This window comes from Streptomyces sennicomposti (assembly GCF_019890635.1).
GTDB lineage: Bacteria > Actinomycetota > Actinomycetes > Streptomycetales > Streptomycetaceae > Streptomyces > Streptomyces sennicomposti.
The window spans coordinates 1-21,634 of record NZ_JAIOAB010000015.1 but is presented as its reverse complement, the minus strand read 5'-3'; the positions used below and the strand labels follow the sequence as shown (position 1 = coordinate 21,634).

Sequence of the window (21,634 nt, the reverse complement as noted above, 5' to 3'; positions counted from 1 at the left end):
CCCCTCTCGGCTCACTCGCCGCGGTACAGCTGGCGCTTGGCGATGTAGCGCACGACTCCGTCCGGCACCATGTACCAGATGGGGTCGCCCTTGGCGACTCTCGCACGGCAGTCCGTGGAGGAGATGGCGAGGGCCGGGACCTCGACCAGCGAGACGCCGCCCTCGGGCAGGCCGGGGTCGCTGAGGTGGTGGCCGGGCCGGGTGACGCCGATGAAGTGCGCGAGGGAGAAGAGTTCCTCGGAGTCGCGCCAGGTCAGGATCTGGCCGAGCGCGTCGGCGCCGGTGATGAAGAACAGATCCGTGTCCGGGTTGAGGGCGCGCAGGTCGCGCAGGGTGTCGACGGTGTAGGTGGGGCCGCCGCGGTCGATGTCGATACGGCTGACGGAGAACTGCGGGTTCTCGGCGGTCGCGATGACCGTCATCAGGTAGCGGTCCTCGGCCAGGGAGACCTGGCGGTGGCTCTTCTGCCAGGGCTGGCCGGTGGGGACGAACACCACCTCGTCCAGGTCGAACTGCGCGACGACCTCGCTGGCCGCCACGAGGTGGCCGTGGTGGATCGGGTCAAACGTTCCGCCCATGACGCCGAGGCGGCGCTTGCCCGACGTCGCGGGGCCGCCGCCGGGCCCGGGTCCGGGGTGTTTCACCGTGTCACTCGCCGGACCGGTAGGCATGTCCTGCTCTCCCATGCGTGCAGACCCTACCGGCCCGGCCTGTAGTCCCCGTCCGGGAGATCACCGGGAGCGGTTCCGCCCGGCCCGGCAGGGGCTGCGGCGGTGCTCAGCGGTCGCGGTTGAAGCGGGTGGTGATCCACAGCAGGAGCAGCAGGATGACGAGCGCGGCTCCGCCGGTCACCGCGGGGTTGAGACTTTCGTGGTTGCCGCCCTCGGCGAGGTTGACCAGCGGGGCGGCGGCGCGGTGGAGGCTCATCTCGGCAGACCTATCCAGGTGTGGGCGGGATAAAGATGTCGGCCCATCGTAAGCGGCCCCCTCCGCACCGCTCACGCCGACTCCGCCGTTGCGGCCCGCACAGGGTCCCGGGCGGCGGCCGTCGGCGGAGGGGAACCTTCCGGGCGGCTCAGTCGTCGTTGCGCTTGTAGCCGCGCAACAGGAACCAGCCGGTCAGTACGCACCCCAGGACCATCACGACCAGGACGATCCGAAGGAGGTCCCCCGATCCCTGATGCTGGGCCGTGGTGTTCGCGGCCTCGGTGAGCCGGACGACTGCGGGATGGTGCTCCATGGCGGGACTCCTTCGCTGACTGCCCGTCCACGGTATCCCCGCCCGGGCCGGCTCCCGCCTCGGGGGCGCATCGGCGACATGAGCGGCAAAGGGCCGCACATGCCTTACAGCGGCCGTACAGCCGTACACGGCCACACATACACGTACACAGGCGTACACACAGACGCATCTGACGCACATGGGGGATGACATGTCCGACGACGGTCGCCAGCACAACGGGCACGAGAAGGTGCCGAGCCGGCGGCGCAGCCGCTTCCCGGGGATCTCCTCGCGTGCGTACGAGCACCCGGCCGACCGGTCCGCGCTGGTCGCGCTGCGCAAGCTGAGCGGCTTCGACACGGTGTTCAAGGCGCTCAGCGGTCTGCTGCCCGAGCGCAGCCTGCGGCTGCTGTTCCTGTCGGACTCGGTGCGCGTCTCCGACCAGCAGTTCACCCACCTCCACGACATGCTGCTGGACGCCTGCTACATCCTGGACCTGGAGAAGGTCCCGCCGATGTACGTCAACCAGGACCCGCAGCCCAACGCCATGTGCGTCGGTCTGGACGAGCCGGTCATCGTCGTGACCACCGGTCTGGTGGAACTGCTCGACGAGGAGGAGATGCGGGCGGTCATCGGGCACGAGGTGGCACGCCCTGTCCGGCCACGCGGTGTACCGCACGATCCTGCTGTTCCTGACCAGCCTGGCCGTCCGGGTGGCGTGGATCCCGCTGGGCACTCTGGCGATCACGGCGATCGTGACGGCGCTGCGCGAGTGGTTCCGCAAGTCGGAGCTGTCGGCGGACCGGGCCGGGCTGCTGGTCGGGCAGGACCCACGGGCCTCCATGCGCGGTCTGATGAAGATCGCGGGCGGCAACCATCTGCACGAGATGAACGTGGACGCGTTCCTGCGCCAGGCCGAGGAGTACGAGGAGGCCGGCGACCTGCGCGACTCCGTGCTGAAGATCCTCAACGTGCTGCCCCGGAGCCACCCGTTCGCCACCGTGCGGGCGGCCGAGCTGAAAAAGTGGTCGGAGTCGCGCGACTACCAGCGGATCCTGGACGGCCACTACCCGCGGCGCAACGAGGACAAGGACACCTCGGTCGGCGACTCGTTCCGCGAGTCGGCCGCGCACTACGCCAACCATGTGAAGAGCTCCAAGGACCCGCTGATGAAGCTGGTCAGCGATCTGGCGGGCGGGGCCGGTGACTTGGGCGGCCGGGTGCGGCGCGGGTTCGAGGGCTTCGCGTCGGCCCCGCCCAAGGGCAGCGCCGAGGGCGACTCCGGGGACGGCCCCGAGGCCGGCCCGAAGGACCGGCCGCCCACGGACGGCACCCCGTCCGACGACCGGGACTGACCACCGGACCTCCGGGCCGGACCCCCGGGCCGGGCCTCCGGGTCCCGGACCTGCGGGCCGGGCCTGCGGGTCCCGGGCCTGCGGGCCGGGGTCTCCGACCTGCGGGTCCCGGGCCTCCCCCGGGCCTCCGGGACTCCCCGGGTCTCCGGGCCCCTGGGGCTCCCCCGGCCCCCCGACCGCGCCCGGTCGGCCGGCCCGCGACGGCCGGCCCGCGACGGCCGGCCCGCGACCGGGTGACAAGCGCCGCGCTCCCCGCCGCGCGGCCTCACGGCTTCGGTTCGGCGTCCGGGGCCAGGGCGCCGCACAGGGCTGGGGCGGCGTCCGGGGCGTACGGGTCCGTGGCAGCGGGGCCGCCCGCCTGCGCGCTCTGCCCGGCCAGCAGCGGCCGGAAGCGCTCGGCGCTGTCCCCGGGGCAGGACAGCGGCCCGGCCTGGACGCTGCTGGAGACCAGCTGGACCTGGTGCAGCCGCAGGTCGTCGCGGTCGAAGCGGAACAGCAGCTCGCGCCGCACGGTGAACAGCGAGGCCCGCGCGTCGGCGGCGGCGCCGGCCGGCCTCAGCGCGTAGACGACCGTGGGGTCCGCGGCGACCTCCAGGGTGTCGGCGTCGGTCTCCGCTGTCCGCAGGCTGCCCCGCATCCGGATCCGCGGGTCGGCGAGCCGGACGCGGGCCGGGTCGAAGCGGACGAGCCAGCCGGTGGGCAGATGCCGGCCGTCGGCGGCGGGGTGCGCGAAGCTCTGGTCGAACTGGTCGAGCTGCCCCGGGTCGAGCAGCGAGCGCACGGCGTCCGGGGAGCCGCCGGCGAGCACCGCCGGGTCGAGGGACGAGGCGACGATGTAGTCCCGCGCGTAGGTCAGCGCGGCGACGACCTGGCTGTCGGAGAAGTGGGCGGTGCTCCCGTGGGCGGGCCACGGGATGCCCTCGGCGCCGACCTCGAAGTCGGCGGCCCGGCTGTGCGCGTACAGTTCCTGGGGGTCGGCGGCGCCGGGCACCGGGCCCTGCGGGGCGAGCGGGACGACGGTCGTGCGCAGCTCCTCCACGGGCCGTTCGGCCAGGGTGCTGCGGTAGGGGGTGCGGATGCCCATGAAGATCGCGGTGGCGAAGGCGAGCGCGATCACCAGCAGGAGGGCCAGCGCCTGCCGGGACAGCCCGGTGTGCGGGGTGCGGCGGCGGCGCACGGCGGGCGTGTGGTCGATCGTCCGCTCCTGGGCGGAGTACTCCTGGAGGCGGGCAGCACGGACGAACGACTCGTCGAAGACGACGGACCGGTATTCGTCCTCCGCGCCCGAGAAGGCGCCCTCGGGGGGCCCATCGGGCGGCTCTCCACGCCCTCCCATACTTTCAGGGTGGGTTCCGCGCAGCGCGGGTAAACACCCCACCGCAGGCCAACTTCTGACATGCCCTCACCCAGACGACGGCCCGGCTCCCCCGGGACCGCGCCCCGGCCGTCAGCGGGTGGGCGGCGCCGCCGGGACGGGCGGCCGCGAGTGGCCGGCGGAGGGCGCGGCGGCGGTGCCCTGCTCCAGGCCGGCGGAGGCGGGCGGCGGCACCTGGTCCCGGTCGCCGGAGGAACCGCCCCGGTAGACCGCGGCGAAGGCCAGCGCGACCATGCCGATGCCCATCACCAGGGCGAGCACCCAGGCGACGGGGCGATGCCAGCGGACCTGCTTCCCGAAGGCTCCCGGGCCGCCGTAGGGGCCGTCGAGGACGTCGGGATCGTCCAGGTCGTCGAAATCGTGTTCGGGTCCGTAGCCGCGGCGGCCGTAGGCGTCGTCGTAGCGCTCGCCGCGGGCGTGGGCTCTTCGGGCCTCGGCCTCGGAGGCCTCGGCTCTGGCCTGCGCGGCGGCCAGGAGGCGTTCCACGGCGGTCGGCTCGTGGATCACGGCCGCCTGTACGAAGGCCTCGTCGAAGACCACGGAGGCGAACTCTTCGTCCGACACCCCGCGGTCGTGGTCGTCGTCGGGCTCCCAGCCGTCAGGGAACGGCGTGCCCCCCACGTCCTCCGGCACAGACCCAGAGTAGACCTGGGGGGTCAATTTGGGCAGACGGTACGGAAATTCATCCACCTGCTGAGACGCGGTTTCCGGCCGTCGCCGGCGGGCCGTCCGGCGGCCCCTCGCGGCCCCGGACCGTCAGCGGCGGATGTGCCCGTCGCCGGTGACGATGTACTTCGTGCTGGTCAGCTCGGGCAGCCCCATCGGGCCGCGGGCGTGCAGCTTCTGCGTGGAGATGCCGATCTCCGCGCCGAAGCCGAACTGGCCGCCGTCGGTGAAGCGGGTGGAGGCGTTCACGGCGACCGTGGTGGAGTCGACCAGCTGGGTGAACCGGCGGGCGGCCTGCTGCGAGGTGGTGACGATCGCCTCGGTGTGGCCGGAGGACCACAGCCGGATGTGCGCGACGGCCCGGTCAAGCGAGTCCACGACGGCGGCGGCGATGTCGTAGGACAGGTACTCGGTGTCCCAGTCCTCCGGGGTGGCCTCGACGACCGTGGCCCGGGAGTCCTTGGCGTACGCCATCACCCGCTCGTCGGCGTGCACGGTGACCCCGGCGTCGGCGAGCGCGTCCAGGGCCCGCGGCAGGAACTCGGCGGCGATGTCCTGGTGGACGAGGAGGGTCTCGGCGGCGTTGCAGACGCTGGGGCGCTGCGCCTTGGAGTTGACCAGGATGTCCACGGCCATGTCGAGGTCGGCCTGGGCGTCGACGTAGACGTGGCAGTTGCCGGTGCCGGTCTCGATCACCGGGACGGTGGACTCGTTGACGACGGTCCGGATCAGGGAGGCGCCGCCGCGCGGGATCAGCACGTCGACCAGGCCGCGGGCGCGCATCAGCTCGCGCACGCTGTCCCGGCTCTCGCCGGGCACCAGCTGCACGGCGTCGGCGGGCAGCCCGGCACCGCCGACCGCGTCGCGGATCACCCGGACCAGGGCGGTGTTCGACTCGTAGGCGGAGGCGGAGCCGCGCAGCAGCACCGCGTTGCCCGACTTCAGGCACAGGGCGGCGGCGTCGACGGTGACGTTGGGGCGGGCCTCGTAGATGATGCCGACCACGCCGAGCGGGACGCGGACCTGGCGCAGGTCGAGCCCGTTGGGCAGGGTGGAGCCGCGGACCACCTCGCCGACCGGGTCGGGCAGCGCCACCACGTCGCGCACGTCGGCGGCGATGGCCCGCACCCGCTCCGGGGTGAGCGTGAGCCGGTCCACGATGGCCTCGCCGGTGCCGGCCGCGCGGGCCTTGGCGACGTCCTTGGCGTTGGCCTCGACGATCTCGCCGGTGCGGACCTCCAGGGCGTCCGCGACCGCGAGCAGCGCGTCGTCCTTCTCGGCGCGCGGCAGCGGCGCGAGGTCGGCGGCGGCGGCCTTGGCCCGGTAGGCGGCCTGGGCGACCGGGGACATCGAGTCGTACGGCGAGAGCGTGGTCATGGGGGAAGGGTAGTGCGCGGCGCGCGCCCGTTCACCGGACGTCCCACACCCCGAGACGCCGCGAGACGGGTCAAAAGGGACCGGCGGGAGACGTCCGGGCCACCGGCGCGCGCTCCCGGAAGCCGGGCGACCGGCGCGCGCCCCCAGGAGCCGGGCGACCGGCGCGCCCCCAGAAGCCGGGCGACCGGCGTGCGCCCCCAGAAGCCGGGCCACCGGCGTGCGCCCCGAGAAGCCGGGCTGCCTGCTCGCGCCCTCAGAAGGGGTGGACGCCGACCGGGGTGGCCGGGGGCGGGCCGTAGCCCTCGGCGAGACGCTGGTGGTAGGCGTCGCGGTCGACGACCTCCAGACCGACGATCTCCCAGGGCGGCAGCTGGGCGGTGCGCCGGTGCTCGCCCCACAGCCGGAGGGCGACGGCGGCGGCGTCGTGCAGGTCGCGGGCCTCCTCCCAGTAGCGGACCTCCGCGTGGTCGTCGGCGTAGCGGCTGGTCAGCAGGAAGGGGTGGTCGTGGGCGAGCTGCTCCAGACCGCGCCGGACCTCCTGGACCGGGGTCCGGGCGCCGGAGACCCGCAGGGTGATGTGCCACAGCCGGGGCAGGTCCGCCGGTTGTGCGCGGCCGTCGCACGCCGGTCCCGTCTCGTGCGCCGTCCGGCCCGGCTCGCGCGCCTCCCGCGCGTCCTCGGCGGTGCGCTCCGGGCCGCGCGGCTGGCCGGCCTCGCGCTCCTGGTCGTGGCGGTCGCCGGTCGCCACGCTGGTCAGGGCGCGTTCCCCGCCGGTCGTACGGGAGGGGGACCCGCCGGCACCACCGCGGGACGCCGCCGCCCCAGGGCGTACTCGTCTCACGACGGCCTCCTTCACCCAGTGCTCGTGCGGAATGTGTCCCTCGGACAAAGTGCAGCAGCCCGCACGGCTTCATGGGGCGGTTTTACGGAACGTCCCCGCATTCCACGCCCGGCTGTCCGGACGTTTCGGGGCATTACGGCTCCAGGACCACCAGACCGTCCCTGTGTACGACCTCGCGTTCGTACGCCGGTCCCAGCTCGCGGGCGAGTTCGCGGGTGGAGCGGCCGATCAGCCGGGGGATCTCCTTGGCGTCGAAGTTGACGAGGCCGCGGGCCACCGCGCGCCCCCGCCCGTCGCGCAGCTCGACCGGGTCGCCGGCGGTGAAGTCGCCCTCGACGGCGGCGATGCCGGCCGGCAGCAGCGACTTGCGGCCCTCGACGACCGCGCGGACCGCCCCGTCGTCGAGGGTGAGCGAGCCCTGCGGGGTGGAGGCGTGCTGGAGCCAGAGCAGCCGGTCGGCGGAGCGCTTGCCGGTGGGGTGGAAGTAGGTGCCGGTGTCGCCGCCGGACAGGGCGTCGGCGGCGTGGACGGCGCTGGTGAGCACCACGGGGATGCCGGCGGCGGCGGCGATCCGGGCCGCCTCGACCTTGGTGACCATGCCGCCGGTGCCGACGCCGGCCTTGCCCGCGCTGCCGATCTCGACGCCGGCCAGGTCGGCGGGGCCGCGCACCTCGGCTATCCGGGAGGTGCCGGGCCTGCTGGGGTCGCCGTCGTAGACGCCGTCGACGTCGGAGAGCAGGACGAGCAGGTCGGCGTGGACGAGGTGGGCGACGAGGGCGGCGAGGCGGTCGTTGTCGCCGAAGCGGATCTCGTCGGTGGCGACGGTGTCGTTCTCGTTGACGACGGGCAGGGCGCCCATCGCCAGCAGCTTGTCCAGGGTGCGGGAGGCGTTGCGGTGGTGGGCGCGGCGGCTGGTGTCGTCGCCGGTCAGCAGCACCTGGCCGACGCGGACGCCGTAGCGGGCGAAGGAGGCGGTGTAGCGGGCGACGAGCAGGCCCTGGCCGACGCTGGCCGCGGCCTGCTGGCGGGCGAGGTCCTTGGGGCGGCGGCGCAGCCCCAGCGGGGCGAGTCCGGCGGCGATGGCGCCGGAGGAGACGAGGACGATCTCCTTCTCGCCGCCGTCCCGGCTCTTGGCGAGCACGTCCACGAGCGCGTCCACGCGGTCGGCGTCCAGGCCGCCGGCCGCGGTGGTCAGCGACGAGGAGCCCACCTTGACGACGATCCTGCGGGCCCCGACCACCGGCTGCCTGGCCGCGGTCCCGCCCTGCCTTGCCCCTGCCACCTTGTCCTCTTGCCCTTCGCGTCGATCCGGCCGCCGCACCGGCAGTCCACGCCGAATCTACGCGAAGGGGGTGGGCCGACGCCCGTCCGTTTCAACCACCGGACCATCGGCCCCCGGGCCATCGGCTGCCGGTCTGCCGGCCACGTGCCTCAGAGACGACAACGGAACACGCGGCGTCTCAGCCGTGCCGGTGGCGCCAGCCCTGCCAGGCGGACTCGATCATGTCGGTCAGGCCGTGCCGGGCGCTCCAGCCCAGTTCCGCGCGGATGCGGTCGGCCGAGGCGACGACGCGCGCCGGGTCGCCGGGGCGGCGGTCGGTCACCTCGGGGGCGATGTCCTCCCGGCCGGTCGTCTTGAGGATGAGGTCCACCATCTCGCGCACCGAACTGCCCTCGCCCCGGCCGATGTTGAGGACGAGCGAGGTGCCCTCGGGGGCGTCGGCGAGGCGGCGGGCGGCGGCCAGGTGGGCGGAGGCGATGTCCTGGACGTGGATGTAGTCGCGTACGCAGGTGCCGTCCGGCGTGGCGTAGTCGTCGCCGAAGATCAGGGGCGCACGGCCGGCCTCCAGCCGCTCGAACACCATCGGGACGAGGTTGAAGGCGCCCGAGTCGGACAGCTCGGGCGTGGCGGCGCCGGCCACGTTGAAGTAGCGCAGGGCGGCGGCCTTGAGGCCGTGCGCCCGGGCGGCGGCGGCGATCAGCCACTCGCCGACCAGCTTGGTCTCGCCGTAGGGGCTCATGGGCACGCAGGGGGTGTCCTCGGTGACGAGGTCCACGTCCGGCATGCCGTACACCGCGGCGGAGGAGGAGAAGACGATCCGGTCGACGCCGGTGGCGGTCATGGCGGCCAGCAGGGTCTGCAGACCGGTGACGTTCTCCCGGTAGTAGTAGAGGGGCCGCTCGACGGACTCCCCCACCTGCTTCTTGGCCGCGATGTGCACGACACCGGAGACGTCGTGGTCGCGCAGGGTGCGCTCCAGGAGCTCCGCGTCCAGCACGGTGCCCACGACCAGCGGCACGCCGTCGGGCACGCGGTCGGCCGAGCCGGTCGACAGGTCGTCGTAGACGACCACGCTCTCGCCGCCCTCGGTGAGGGCGCGTACCACGTGCGCCCCGATGTAACCGGCGCCTCCCGTGACCAGCCAGTTCATGGTCCCGTCTCCTCTGTCCGTACCGTTTCGACCACCTTGGCCGATGGCCCGGGGAAAATCGAATTCCGCACACCAGGGCATTGCGTGACGAATCGCTCGAAGGTCGCTGTGAAGAACCTCTCCGCCGTTTCACGCAACCGGACGGCCGGGTTCACGCGACCGGAGGAACGGGCGTTGCCCCGGCACCTGTCCGGTGCCGGGGCAACGCCCTTGTACGCGAGGGTTCCCTCAGAGTTCGTAGGGGCTCTTCACCGGGAAGTAGGCGCGCAGGAACGCCTCGATGATGCGGGCCTGCTCCTCCGCGGGCACCTCGGCGGTCGGCGACTCGGCGAGGCAGAACACGTCGTGCCCGCGAGCCGTCAGCAGACGCGTCAGCTCGGGGTGGCGGTCGTAGCTGCCGACGTCGATGTAGGCGCATCGGATGCCGCTGGGCACCGCCGTCCCGGTGAGGTAGCCGTAGTGGTGGTGCAGCGACGACACCATGGACACGTCCTGCCAGCCGCGCATCGGGTTGGCCGCGGTGCGTGCCACGCTCTCCGGGAAGTCCGCCTCGATCTGCTCCAGCACGCTCCTGCGCAGGGCGTAGGGGGCGTGCGCGAAGCTGTTGGTGACCGTGACCCCGAAGCGCTCCTCCAGCAGCCGGCGGTTGTTCTTCGCCGCGGCGAAGTAGCCCTCGTCCTCCTCGGTCGCCTCGCCGATCGGGACCGTGGTCGAGGTCCAGAAGAAGCGGGTCCTGCCGTTGGACTGGAAAAACTTCTGCGGGCCGATCGGGCGGCCGATGAAGAAGTCGTCGTTGAGGTACAGGAACTGCTCGGCCAGGCCGTCGATGTGGTGCAGCTGGCTCTCGATGGCGTGCGAGTTGAAGCTCGGCAGGCAGCTCGGGTCGGAGAAGATGTCGCGGTGCGAGACCACCTCGATGCCCGGGTGCGCGGTGTTCAGCCAGGCGGGCTGCTGGTCGTCGGTGACGAGGTAGACCTTGCGCACCCAGGGCGCGAACATCGCGAGCGAGCGCAGCGAGTAGCGCAGTTCGTCACGGTTGCGGAACCGGGCCGCCTCGTCGCCGGACGCCGCGGGGGCGAGCCCGAGGTCCGCACGCCGCCGGGCGCGCCGTTCGGCCCACGCCGGGTCGGTGTCGTCGACCCAGGTGTAGACGACGTCGATGGGGAAGGTGATGTCGTTCACCAGCTTCTTGGTGAACGGCTCCAGTGTGGGGTACTCGCGGTCGCGGACGCGCAGCCGGGCGTCCGCGGTCAGCGACGGCAGCCGGGAGCCGGCCGCGCTGGGCCGCAGCGGCGCGACGAACTGGCCGTCGCCGCCCTCCTCCTCGGGCACCTGGCGCCAGAACTCGATGTCGCAGCCGTAGGCGGGGCCGAAGCGCAGCGTCCGGCTGGAGGTCACGACGGGACGGAACACCCGGAACCCGGCCACGTCGCCGACGGGTTCGAGGCGTTCGGCCAGGAGCACGCCGGGGGCGTGCGTGCGGGGCTTGAGGAGTTCGGCGTAGACCGCCTTGCCCTCGTACTCGGCGGCGAGCGCCTTGCGGGTGCGCAGCTGGTGCTTGGCGTCCACGGCCACGCGGTAGCGCTGGATGTCGTCACCGCCGCGCAGCAGCACGTAGGGGACGTCGTGGTGTTCCAGCGCGGCGACGACCGTCTCGAAGTTTCGCTGCAGGATGTCCGCGCCCTGGAGGTCGTCGCGGACCTCGGAGAGCCGGCCGCTGGCCCGGACCAGGGAGCGGTTGGCGGCGCCGATCACCAGCTCGCGGGCGCGCTGGTCGCCGGTGGAGGGGGCGGTGCGGTCCGCGGTGACCGCCACGTGGAAGCGCCCGGCCCCGCCGTGGGTGACGCGGTGGGCCATGCGGTCGGCGCGCTCCGCCATCCGCTTGGGGTCGTCGCGGCGCAGCACGAGTTCGGTGAACAGCTCTTCCCACTGCTTGACGACCACGTCGGCGGCGAAACGCGACGAGCCCTCGTAGGCCTGCTCGCCGTAGGAGCGCAGCAGGTCCTCATCCGTCATCAGCGTGGTGATCGCCGCGGTGAGGCTCTCGGTGTCGCCGGGCGGGACGAGCAGTCCGTCCACGCCGTGCCGGATGATCTCCGCCGGCCCGGTGACGACGTCGTACGCCACCGCTGGGACGCCGGCTGCGAAGGCCTCCAGGAGCACCAGCGGGAACGCCTCGCCCTTGGAGGAGAGCAGGGCGATGCTCGCCTTGGCCCACTCCGCGGTCATGTGCTGGGTGGAGCCGAGGATCTCGACGGAGTCGTGCACCCCGAGGCCCTGGACCAGGTTGCGTAGCCGGGACATCTGCGGGCCGTCGCCGAAGATGCGCAGCCGCCAGCCGGGACAGTCGGGCAGGGCCTTGGCGAAGGCCTGGATGGCGTGGTCGACCTGCTTCTCGGGAACGAGCCGGCTCGGCATCACGATGCTCTTGCCGGTGAGGCTGGAGCGGGGCCGGAAGCCCTCGGGGACGGCGTTCGGGATGGCCGCCAGCCGCGGGGCGGCCTTGCCGAGCGACTCCTCCAGCCACTCCTTGGTGCGTTCCGTCAGCACCACGAGCGCGTCCAGTTCGGGGGCGCGCTGCAGCAGCGGCTCGCCCGTGCTGCCGCGCGACTGCGAGGACCGGTGCTCCTGGTGGATGGTGATCACCCGGGAGGGCGCCAGGTCGGCGACGGCGGACATCAGGGCGGGCGTGGTGCTGATGAGGACGTCGGTGTCGATGGTGCGCAGGGCGCGGCTCATCTCGACGTCGGAGAGGGCGTCGAAGGTGCCCTCCCACTTGGGGCTGATCAGCTCGCTCGGCAGCCCGGCCAGCCGGCGGCACTCCTCGGGGCTCAGATCGCTCTCACGCACCGGGCGCTGGGTCTTGCCGGTGCGGTCCACCAGGTACCGCACCGAGACCTGCTCGTCCACGGCGAAGAAGGGACGTTCGCGCGTCTTGTAGACGCTCAGCACCTCGACGGTGTGCCGGGGCGCCAGGTGCGCCGCCTGGGTGTAGGCGGCCTGCTCCGTGCCGCCCATCTCGTCGCCCCAGGTGAGCAGAAACGTGATCTTCATTGGTGTCATCATCCAGTGGGGAGGTGGGCCGCACGGAAGGCCAGGCTTCCGATGGGCGTGTAATACGGGTTGATCCTCAGCACGGCGTCGTCGCCCTCCGAGGTCAGCAGCCGGTGCGGCATCCGGAAGACGTCGCGCGGGCTGCGTACGTCGGTGCGCTGCCGGGACACCTTCAGCGACCGGCGGCGCGGGCGCTGCAGCCGTACGTCGAAGATCTGCTCCTTGGTGCTGAAGTCGCCGAAGTCGGCCGCACGGATCGAGCAGACGAAGGTGTCGCCCTGCCAGGTGGCCGGCACGACGCGGGTGATCCGGCCGTTCCTGCGCACCAGTTCGATGTCGCCGTGGCACTCGTCGGCCGGCGCGTTGACGAGCCGGCCCTCGACGGTCACCTCGGACCAGCCGATCCGTACGGCGATCAGCTCGGCCTCGGCGTCGCCCCGGCCCAGGGAGACGTAGGCGCGGCCGGTGCCGGAGGCGATGAGCCGGCAGTAGGTGCCGTCCTCGCGGACCGGCTCCGGGTCGGTCGGGCCGTCGGGCATGATCCGCGGCGCCTTGGCGACGGCGAACCGGCGGTCCTCCCCGGAGGCGTCCGTGAAGACGACGGACAGCCGCCACTGCCCGGAGGCCAGCAGGAACCTGCGCACCCCGGCGGGCACCGGCACCGGCCGGTGCGGGTCGGCGTCCGCCTCCATCAGATCGAGGACGGCGGTGCCCGAGGCCTCGACGGAGCCGTCACCGCGCTGGACGAGCGTCAGCGGCACGACGACCGGGGAGGAGGAGCCGCCCAGCAGCAGGGAGGCCGCCGAGACGGAGATCCCCTCGGGGACGCGGACGCAGAAGTTGAGGGTCCGGCCGTCCAGCAGGGAGAGGTGCTCGGCGGTGACCCGCGGCCAGTCATCGGCGCTCGGCGGTACCAGAACGAGACTGTCCAGTCGCGACCGTGCCGAGCGCACCACGTCGTACCCCTTGCGCATCACCTTGTGCGGGGTAGGAAGTTGTCTCATCAGTTGTCCGCACCACGCTCGTAGGGGCTGGGGAAGGGGAAGTACTCGTCCAGGAAGCGGGCCATGAGGGACTGCTGCCGGCTGAGTTCGGCCTCCGTGGAGGTCGTGTCGTTGAGGCAGAACACATGCGCGTCACGGGCGGCCAGCAGCCGGCCCAGCACCCGTTCGACGCCGGGCTTGCCGACGTCGCAGTACCGGTAGACCAGCCCCTCGCCAGAGAAGGAACGCTGCGTGTGGAACGCGTAGTAGTGGTGGAGGGAGGAGGCCACCGAGATGTCGCCGGTGCTGCGGAACCGGCTCGCCTCGGTGCGCCGGTGCTCCTCGGGGAACTCCCGCTCGATCTCCTCCAGAACGCTGCGGTGCAGAGCGTGCGGGACGTGCTTCATCTTCTGGAAGATGTTGTCGCCGAAGCGCTCCGCGATCAGCCTGCGGTTGTTCTTGCCGGCCGCCGCCACGGGCGGGTCCTCCGGGGAGGGGTCGCCGAAGGGGACGAGGGCGGGCGAGAGGTAGAACTTGCCGAGGCCGTTGGGCAGGAAGAACTGCTGCGGCAGGATCTCCTGGCCGAGCATCACGTCGTCGTTGAAGTACAGGAAGTGCTCGGAGAGGCCGTCGATGTGGTGCAGCTGGCTCTCGATGGCGTGCGAGTTGAACGTCGGCAGCGACGCCGGGTCCCGGAAGATGTCCTTGTGGCTGACGACCTTGATCCGCGGGTGGTCCGTGTTCAGCCACGGCGGTGTCTGGTCGGCGGTGACGAGGTAGATGTTGCGCACCCAGGGCGCGTACAGGTGCAGCGAGCGCAGTGAGTAGCGCAGCTCGTCCCGGCTGAGGTAGCGCGCGGCGTTGGCCGCCTCGTCGTGGTACGGGATGTCGGAGAAGCTGGCCCGCTGGCGCAGCCACTCCGGATCGGAGCCGTCCACCCAGGTGTACACGACGTCGATGGGGAAGGTCCTGCGCCCGACGGCCGCTGCGGCGAAGGCGGGGCGGGTGCGTACTCGCACCGGTTCCCTCTCCTGCTCGGGCAGCGGTGCGAGATCGGTGAAGAGGCTGTCGTCCGCCTCCACCGCCGCCTCGTGGAGGGGCACGGAGTCGGCGACGGCGTTGCGCCGGGGCGAGACCAGCCGGTCGCCCTCCTGCCGCCAGAACTCGATGTCGCAGCCGTAGCGCAGGCCGAGTATCAGCCGGCCGGTCTGGTCGGTGAGGTACCAGGTGCAGCGGAAGACGTCGGCGTTGGCGACCCGTTTCCACGGACCGGGCCCGTAGCCGGGCAGTGCGGCCTCCTCGTGCGGCTGGCCCTTGCGGATCGGGACCACGTATCCGGGTCTTATTCGGCACGCCTGGCGCAGCGCGGTGAGGACCCGCTCCCGGTCGTCCGCGCGGACGGCTATCGCGGCCGACGTCTCGGAGGAGGCGCGCACGCAGAAGAAATCGACGCCGGCGGCGCGCAGCGCGGCGGCCACCTCGTCACGGTTCGCCCTGCGGGCCTGGAGCGGAGTGACGTCGGGGACGACATGGGCGATGCGCGGCGCACCGTCCACGGTGACGACCTGCCGGTCGTGGCGAGCCAGCAGCTCCCGGTTCCGGCGCACGACCCGTACCCGCTTGGCCTGGTTGCGCATCTCGGCGGCGGCGGCGATTCCCGACTTCAGCTGCTCCCGGAAGTCGGTGCCGACGTGCTCGGCGATGACACGTCGCGCACCCACCGGAACCGCCCGCCGGTACACACCGACCAATCGGGATGCTTCAGGATTTCGCACTGCGGGTACTCCTTGACGGGAACGGCTTGGCGAACGGCCCGCTCCCCTAGGCCATGAGGCAAAAATAAGGCGATACCAAGTATGCAGTGTGTTTACCTCACGTCTGCATGACTGTGCCATACCCTCAACTGCCTCGAATGCCGCGTAACCGACATACCGCACGCCGGGCGTTGAGTAAGTCACAGCCGCCCCGCCGGACATCGGCGAGGCGGCTGCGTACGCGGTCTGGACGGCCCCGGCAGGCACGGCCTGCGAATTCCCCGCCGGGAGCCGGCGGCTAGAACGGCTCGAAGCCGTCGAACTCCTGCTGGGCCTCGTCCCGTTCGGCCTCCCGGTCGCGGCGGCGCTGCGCGGCCGGCCGGGGCGCCTCGAAGCGGTGGTCCTCACCGCGGCGGCCCAGCATCTCCGCACCGGCCATCACCGAGGGCTCCCAGTCGAAGACGACCGCGTTGTCCTCGGGGCCGATGGCGACGCCGTCGCCGGAGCGGGCGCCCGCCTTCATCAGCTCCTCCTCGACACCGAGGCGGCTCAGGCGGTCGGCGAGATAGCCGACGGCCTCGTCGTTGTTGAAGTCGGTCTGGTGCACCCAGCGTTCGGGCTTCTCGCCGCGCACGCGGTAGAGGCCGTCCTCCTCGCGGGTGACGGTGAAACCGGCGTCGTCCACGGCCTTGGGCCGGATGACGATCCGCGTCGCCTCTTCCTTGGGGCGGGCGGCACGCGCGCCGGCGACCAGTTCGGCCAGCGCGTACGACAGCTCCTTGAGGCCGATGTGCGCCACCGCCGACACCTCGAAGACGCGGTAGCCGCGCGACTCCAGGTCCGGGCGGACCATCTCCGCGAGGTCCTTGCCGTCCGGGACGTCGATCTTGTTCAGGACGACGATGCGCGGGCGGTTGCCCAGGCCGCCGTACTGCCGCAGCTCCTCCTCGATGACGTCGAGGTCGGAGACCGGGTCGCGGTCGGACTCCAGGGTCGCGGTGTCCAGGACGTGCACGAGGACGCTGCACCGCTCCACATGGCGCAGGAACTCCAGGCCCAGGCCCCGGCCCTGGCTGGCGCCCGGGATCAGACCGGGCACGTCGGCGACCGTGTAGACGGTCGAACCGGCCGTCACCACACCGAGGTTGGGCACCAGGGTGGTGAACGGGTAGTCGGCGATCTTCGGCTTGGCCGCGCTCAGCACCGAGATCAGTGAGGACTTGCCGGCGCTCGGGTAGCCGACGAGGGCCACGTCGGCGACGGTCTTCAGCTCCAGGACGATGTCGCCGACGTCGCCCGGCTCGCCGAGCAGCGCGAAGCCGGGGGCCTTGCGGCGGGCCGAGGCCAGCGCCGCGTTGCCGAGGCCGCCGCGGCCGCCCTGCGCGGCGACGTAGGAGGTGCCGTGGCCGACCAGGTCGGCGAGGACGTTGCCCGCCCGGTCCAGCACGACGGTGCCGTCCGGCACCGGCAGGACCAGATCGGCGCCGTCCTTGCCGGAGCGGTTGCCGCCCTCGCCGGGCTTGCCGTTGGTGGCCTTGCGGTGCGGCGAGTGGTGGTAGTCGAGCAGCGTGGTCACGGACTGGTCGACGGTGAGGATCACGTCGCCGCCGCGCCCGCCGTTGCCGCCGTCCGGGCCGCCGAGCGGCTTGAACTTCTCGCGGTGTACGGAGGCACAGCCGTGGCCTCCGTTACCCGCGGCGACGTGCAACTCGACGCGGTCCACGAAGGTGGTCATGGTAGGTGCCTCCAGAACTACGGGGATGTCTCTTGCGTAACACGCGAAAGGCGGACCCGCCTTCCCGACCGGGAAGTGAGGTCCGCCTCGCGAAAGCCTCCGGTCAGGCGACCGGGACGATGTTCACGACCTTGCGGCCGCGGTGGGAGCCGAACTCCACCGCACCGGCCTGCAGCGCGAACAGCGTGTCGTCGCCGCCACGGCCGACGCCCGCGCCGGGGTGGAAGTGGGTGCCGCGCTGGCGGACGATGATCTCACCGGCGTTCACGACCTGACCGCCGAAGCGCTTCACGCCGAGCCGCTGGGCATTGGAGTCGCGACCGTTCCGGGTGGACGATGCGCCCTTCTTGTGTGCCATGTCTCCTCAGTCCCTTACTTCGCAGCCGTGGGGATCGACGTGACCTTGATCGCCGTGTACTGCTGGCGGTGGCCCTGCCGACGGCGGTAGCCGGTCTTGTTCTTGTAGCGCAGAATGTCGATCTTCTGGCCCTTGTGGTGGTCCACGACCTCGGCCTGGACCTTGATGCCGGCCAGCACCCACGGGTCGCTGGTCACAGCGTCGCCGTCGACAACGAGCAGGGTCGAGAGCTCGACCGTGTCGCCAACCTTGGCGGTGGAAATCTTGTCAACCTCAACGATGTCGCCGACAGCAACCTTGTGCTGGCGACCACCGCTGCGCACGATGGCGTACACGCGGATCTCTCTTTCGCTCGAAGAAACGGCACCCCCGCAGGCCAGCCGCCCTGAAACACACGGGCGACCTCTCCCGGCCAGCCGTGTGCCCGGGAGGAAGAGGTTTACGGGGATGTGGCATGTGCAACGGACACGCCGACGGTCAAGGTTACGGGCCCGCCCACTCGGGGGTCAAACCGGGCGAGGCGCGGCGGGTGTGCGGCTGCTCACGCGGGGACGCGCGGCGGACGCCGCGGACGCCGGACCTCGCGGGCTCGCGGGCGCCGCAGGTGCTGTGCGGGGCCAGGAGCCCCGGCGACCCGTGCCCCACCGAGCCGTGCCTGTGCCCGCGCCCGTGCCCGTGCCTGTGCCTATGCCCGTGTCGGCGCCCGCACCACGGCCGCCCTCGCGGCCGTGAACCGCGGCGGGCCCGGGACGGTGTGCGTCCCGGGCCCGCCGTGGGCGTGTCGCTCAGCCGGTCACTCGTCGGCCGAGGACGGGACGGACGCCGACTGCGCCGCCGCCGTCTTCTTCGCCGCCGACTTCTTCGCGGCCGTGGCCGTCTTGGCGGTCTTCGCCGCCTTCTTGGCCGTGGTCTTCTTCGCGGCCGTCTTCTTGGCCGCCGTCTTCTTGGTGGCGGCCTTCTTCGCCGTGGCCTTCTTGGCGACCTTGCGGGCCGTCTTCTTGGCCGGGGCGGCGTCCTCGTCACCGGCCTCGGTGGCCTCGGTGGCCTCGGCCGGCTCCGGCTCGGGCTCCGGCCGGACCTCCGCCGGCGCCGACGGGACGACCACGACGGCCGTCTCCTCGGGCGCGGTCGGCGCGGTCGCCTTGCGCACCGCCCGGCGGCGCGGACGCGCCGGGGCGGCGGCCTCGGCCACCGGCTCGGCCACGGCCTCCGTCACGGCCTGCGACGCCTCGGGCTCCGCCGGGGCCTCGGGGGCCTCCTGCGGACGGGCCGTCTCCGGCACCGTCACGACCGCCGCCTCGGCCCCCGCCGGGGAACCGGCCGGCGCCGACACCTTGCGGGTCGCCCGACGGCGCGTACGGCCCTTCGGCGCGGCCTCCTCGGCGGGCGCCTCGGTCGCCTCGGTCGCCTCGGTCACGGCGGCCGGGACCACCGGGTCCTCGACGGCCACCGGCTCGGTCTGCGCCTCGGCGGCCTGCTCCGGCCGCACCGGGCGCTCGGCCTCCCGCTCCGCGGTGACCTCCCGCGCCGCGGGCGCCGGGGCGGCGCCGTCGGCCAGGGCCCTCGGCGCACCCGCCGGAGCGGACGCCCGACGGCTCGCCCGGCGCCGGCCACGGCCCCGGGAGGCCGCCGCCTCCGCCTCGGCGATGCTGCTGTACAGCTCCTCGTCCGGCGCCATCTCGGGCGCGGGCAGCGCGGCCGGCTCGGCGACCTCGGCGGCGACCTCCGCCTCCGTCTCGGCCTCCTCCTCGGCGCTCACCGGGGCGGCCGTCACGGCCTCGTGCTCGTGCGGTTCGGCGCCGGCCCGGGCGCGCTTGCGGCGCTTGCCGCCCGCCGCACCGGCCGAGGGCTGGTCCAGGTGGACGATGACACCGCGGCCGTTGCAGTGGACGCAGGTCTCGGAGAAGGACTCCAGCAGACCCTGGCCGACCCGCTTGCGGGTCATCTGCACCAGGCCCAGCGAGGTCACCTCGGCCACCTGGTGCTTGGTCCGGTCCCGGCCCAGGCACTCCAGCAGCCGGCGCAGCACCAGGTCCCGGTTGGACTCCAGCACCATGTCGATGAAGTCGATCACGATGATGCCGCCGAGGTCGCGCAGCCTGAGCTGGCGCACGATCTCCTCGGCCGCCTCCAGGTTGTTCCTGGTGACCGTCTCCTCCAGGTTGCCGCCCTGGCCGGTGAACTTGCCGGTGTTGACGTCGATGACGACCATCGCCTCGGTCCGGTCGATCACCAGCGAACCGCCGCTCGGCAGCCAGACCTTGCGGTCCAGCGCCTTGGCGAGCTGCTCGTCGATCCGGTACGTGGCGAAGACGTCCACCTCGCTCGTCCAGCGCGACAGACGCGGGGCGAGGTCGGGGGCGACGTGCGAGACGTAGCCGTGGATGGTCTCCCACGCCTCGTCGCCGCTGACGATGACCTTGGAGAAGTCCTCGTTGAAGATGTCGCGCACGACCCGGACGGTCATGTCCGGCTCGCCGTACAGCAGCGTCGGCGCGCTGCCGCCGTTCTTCGACTTCTTCTTGATCTCCTCCCACTGCGCCTGGAGCCGCTCGACGTCCCGGCGCAGCTCCTCCTCGCTCGCGCCCTCGGCGGCGGTGCGCACGATGACGCCCGCGTCCTCGGGGACGATCTTCTTGAGGATGGTCTTCAGCCGGGCCCGTTCGGTGTCGGGCAGCTTGCGGCTGATGCCGGTCATCGAGCCCTCGGGCACGTACACGAGGTAGCGGCCCGGCAGGGAGACCTGGCTGGTGAGGCGGGCGCCCTTGTGGCCGATCGGGTCCTTGGTGACCTGCACCAGCACCGACTGGCCGGACTTCAGCGCGGACTCGATCCGGCGCGGGCCGCCGGACATGCCGAGCGCCTCGAAGTTGACCTCGCCCGCGTACAGCACGGCGTTGCGGCCCTTGCCGATGTCGATGAAGGCGGCCTCCATCGACGGCAGGACGTTCTGCACCTTGCCGAGGTAGACGTTGCCGACGTAGGAGACGGCCTGCTCCTTGTTGACGTAGTGCTCGACGAGCACGTCGTCCTCGAGGACGCCGATCTGGGTGCGGTCGCCGTGCTGGCGGACCACCATCACGCGCTCGACGGCCTCGCGGCGGGCCAGGAACTCGGCCTCGGTGATGATCGGCACCCGGCGGCGGCCCTGCTCGCGCCCCTCGCGGCGGCGCTGCTTCTTGGCCTCCAGCCGCGTCGAGCCCTTGATGGACTGCACCTCGTCGGAGGGCCGCTCGTCCTTCTTGCGCGGCTCGCGGACCTTGACGACGGTGCGCTCGGGGTCGTCGGCGGACGGCTCGGCCTCCGGGGCGCTGTCACCGGCGCGGCGACGGCGCCGGCGGCGACGCCGGCTGCTGTTGCTGCCGCCGCCCGCGTGGTCCTCGTCGTCGGCGGACTCCTCGGCGTCCTCGGCGTCCTCCTCGATCTGCTCGGCGGTGTCCTCCGCGTCCTCGGCGGCCTGCGTGGCGGCGAGTTCCCCGCTCTCCTCGGCGTCCTCGTCACCGCCGGCCTCGGCGCTCTCGCCCCGGCGGCGGCGACGGCCGCCACGACGGCGACGGCGGCGCGAGGCGCCCTCCTCGCCGTCCTCGCCCTCGGCGGCGTCCTCGGGCTCCTCGGTCTCGTCGGCTTCCTCGGCCTCGGGCTCGTCCGCCGCGACGGCCGGGGCCGTAACCGGGGCGGCCTCGGGCTCCTCGTCCTGCGCGGCGCCACGACGCCGGCGGCGACGCCGGGTCCCGGTCTGCTCGGGCTGCTCCGCCTGCTCCTGTGCGACCTGCGCGACCTCTTCGGTCTCCTCCGGCTCCTCGGTCTCCGCGGCCTCGGCGGCCGCTTCGGCGGCGGCGCGCTGCGGGGTCTGGAACTTCGGCTCGGCGAAGACAGGCGGCTGGAACACGGCCACGGACGGGCGCGCCGGACGGCGCGGCGAGTCGGCCTCGGCGGCCTCGGCCCGCGCGGCGGCGGTCTTGGCGGCGGGCTCGGAGAACCCGGTCGCCGCACGCCGTACGACCCGGCGGCGGCCGCGCCGCGGCCCGGCGTCCTCGGCGGGCTCCTGGGCCGCGGCCTCGACGGGCGCGGCCTCGGGGGCCTTGACGGCCTGCGGGGCTTCGGCGGCGGGGGCCTCGGTCACGGGCTCGGCGGCCTCCGCGGCGGGGGCCTGCTCGCCCGCGGCGGTCTCCGGCGTACCGGCCGGCGCGGTGGCGCGGCGCGTGGCGCGGCGGCGGGTGCGCGTCGGGGCGGCCTCGGCGGCGGGCTCCTCGGCCGCGGGTTCCGCGGCGGCGGGGGCCTCGGTCACGGGCTCGGCGGCCTCGGCGGCGGGGGCCTGCGGGGCCTCGGTCACCGGCTGGTCGGCGGGCGCGGCCGTCTTGCGGGTGGCCCGGCGGCGCGTACGGCCCTTGGGCGCGGCCTCTTCGGCGGGGGCCTCGGCGACAGCGGCGGGGGCCTCGGCGGCCGGCGTTTCGGCGGCGGCCTCGACGGGCGCGGCCGGAGTCT

General features: G+C 73.1%; 16 protein-coding genes and 1 pseudogene. 1 reads left to right on the top strand and 16 read right to left on the bottom strand.

Annotated features, from left to right (window positions below; all coding sequences use genetic code 11):
- Positions 1 to 11 precede the first annotated feature (11 nt).
- From nadD to K7787_RS11460, 3 genes are all read right to left on the bottom strand, one after another.
- Positions 12 to 686, bottom strand: coding sequence for a nicotinate-nucleotide adenylyltransferase (gene nadD / locus K7787_RS11470; protein ID WP_009188571.1), 675 nt, complete (start codon positions 684 to 686; stop codon positions 12 to 14).
- A 91-nt stretch (positions 687 to 777) separates the two neighbouring features.
- Positions 778 to 927 carry a hypothetical protein gene (locus tag K7787_RS11465; protein WP_019982341.1) on the bottom strand — a complete coding sequence of 50 codons (150 nt, stop codon included), beginning with the start codon at positions 925 to 927 and terminating at the stop codon, positions 778 to 780.
- A gap of 148 nt (positions 928 to 1,075) precedes the next feature.
- The gene (locus K7787_RS11460; protein ID WP_019982342.1) at positions 1,076 to 1,240 is read right to left on the bottom strand and encodes a hypothetical protein; all 165 of its coding nucleotides are present in this window, start codon (positions 1,238 to 1,240) and stop codon (positions 1,076 to 1,078) included.
- Positions 1,241 to 1,430: 190 nt separating this feature from the next.
- On the opposite strand from K7787_RS11460, the pseudogene K7787_RS11455 reads away from it, so the two are divergent.
- Positions 1,431 to 2,574: pseudogene (locus K7787_RS11455) on the top strand (M48 family metallopeptidase).
- 265 nt (positions 2,575 to 2,839) lie between these two features.
- Here K7787_RS11455 and K7787_RS11450 read toward each other — a convergent pair.
- The 13 genes from K7787_RS11450 to K7787_RS11390 all read right to left on the bottom strand — a co-directional run.
- On the bottom strand, positions 2,840 to 3,910 hold the full coding sequence (locus K7787_RS11450; protein ID WP_009188575.1) for an SCO2583 family membrane protein: 1,071 nt from the start codon (positions 3,908 to 3,910) through the stop codon (positions 2,840 to 2,842).
- A gap of 111 nt (positions 3,911 to 4,021) precedes the next feature.
- Positions 4,022 to 4,582 (bottom strand): SCO2584 family spore wall biosynthesis protein, encoded by a 561-nt coding sequence (locus tag K7787_RS11445; protein WP_019982345.1) that lies wholly within the window; start codon positions 4,580 to 4,582, stop codon positions 4,022 to 4,024.
- 123 nt (positions 4,583 to 4,705) lie between these two features.
- Complete coding sequence (locus tag K7787_RS11440; protein WP_019982346.1) at positions 4,706 to 5,992, bottom strand: glutamate-5-semialdehyde dehydrogenase; 1,287 nt, start codon at positions 5,990 to 5,992, stop codon at positions 4,706 to 4,708.
- A gap of 253 nt (positions 5,993 to 6,245) precedes the next feature.
- A complete protein-coding gene (locus tag K7787_RS11435; RefSeq protein ID WP_164388888.1) occupies positions 6,246 to 6,833 on the bottom strand; it encodes a DUF8830 family protein in 588 nt (195 codons plus the stop codon).
- A gap of 133 nt (positions 6,834 to 6,966) precedes the next feature.
- The gene (proB, locus tag K7787_RS11430; RefSeq protein ID WP_019982348.1) at positions 6,967 to 8,073 is read right to left on the bottom strand and encodes a glutamate 5-kinase; all 1,107 of its coding nucleotides are present in this window, start codon (positions 8,071 to 8,073) and stop codon (positions 6,967 to 6,969) included.
- Between the two features lie 220 nt (positions 8,074 to 8,293).
- Positions 8,294 to 9,265 (bottom strand): UDP-glucose 4-epimerase GalE, encoded by a 972-nt coding sequence (galE, locus tag K7787_RS11425; protein WP_223001342.1) that lies wholly within the window; start codon positions 9,263 to 9,265, stop codon positions 8,294 to 8,296.
- A 228-nt stretch (positions 9,266 to 9,493) separates the two neighbouring features.
- Complete coding sequence (locus K7787_RS11420) at positions 9,494 to 12,319, bottom strand: stealth family protein (RefSeq protein WP_223001341.1); 2,826 nt, start codon at positions 12,317 to 12,319, stop codon at positions 9,494 to 9,496.
- An 8-nt stretch (positions 12,320 to 12,327) separates the two neighbouring features.
- Entirely contained in the window at positions 12,328 to 13,323 is a 996-nt protein-coding gene (locus K7787_RS11415; protein ID WP_231573724.1) for a hypothetical protein, read from the bottom strand.
- Positions 13,323 to 15,077, bottom strand: coding sequence for a stealth family protein (locus K7787_RS11410; RefSeq protein WP_169439282.1), 1,755 nt, complete (start codon positions 15,075 to 15,077; stop codon positions 13,323 to 13,325). Before K7787_RS11410 ends, K7787_RS11415 begins: the two co-directional genes overlap by 1 nt.
- Positions 15,078 to 15,354: 277 nt before the next feature.
- Positions 15,355 to 16,791: a GTPase ObgE gene (gene obgE / locus K7787_RS11405; protein WP_223001340.1), complete on the bottom strand. Its 1,437-nt coding sequence runs from the start codon at positions 16,789 to 16,791 to the stop codon at positions 15,355 to 15,357.
- A gap of 103 nt (positions 16,792 to 16,894) precedes the next feature.
- A complete protein-coding gene (gene rpmA / locus K7787_RS11400) occupies positions 16,895 to 17,149 on the bottom strand; it encodes a 50S ribosomal protein L27 (protein ID WP_009188584.1) in 255 nt (84 codons plus the stop codon).
- A gap of 14 nt (positions 17,150 to 17,163) precedes the next feature.
- Entirely contained in the window at positions 17,164 to 17,484 is a 321-nt protein-coding gene (gene rplU, locus K7787_RS11395) for a 50S ribosomal protein L21 (RefSeq protein WP_009188585.1), read from the bottom strand.
- A gap of 458 nt (positions 17,485 to 17,942) precedes the next feature.
- The coding region (locus tag K7787_RS11390) for an Rne/Rng family ribonuclease (RefSeq protein WP_223001339.1) at positions 17,943 to 21,634 on the bottom strand (3,692 nt) is incomplete at its 5' end.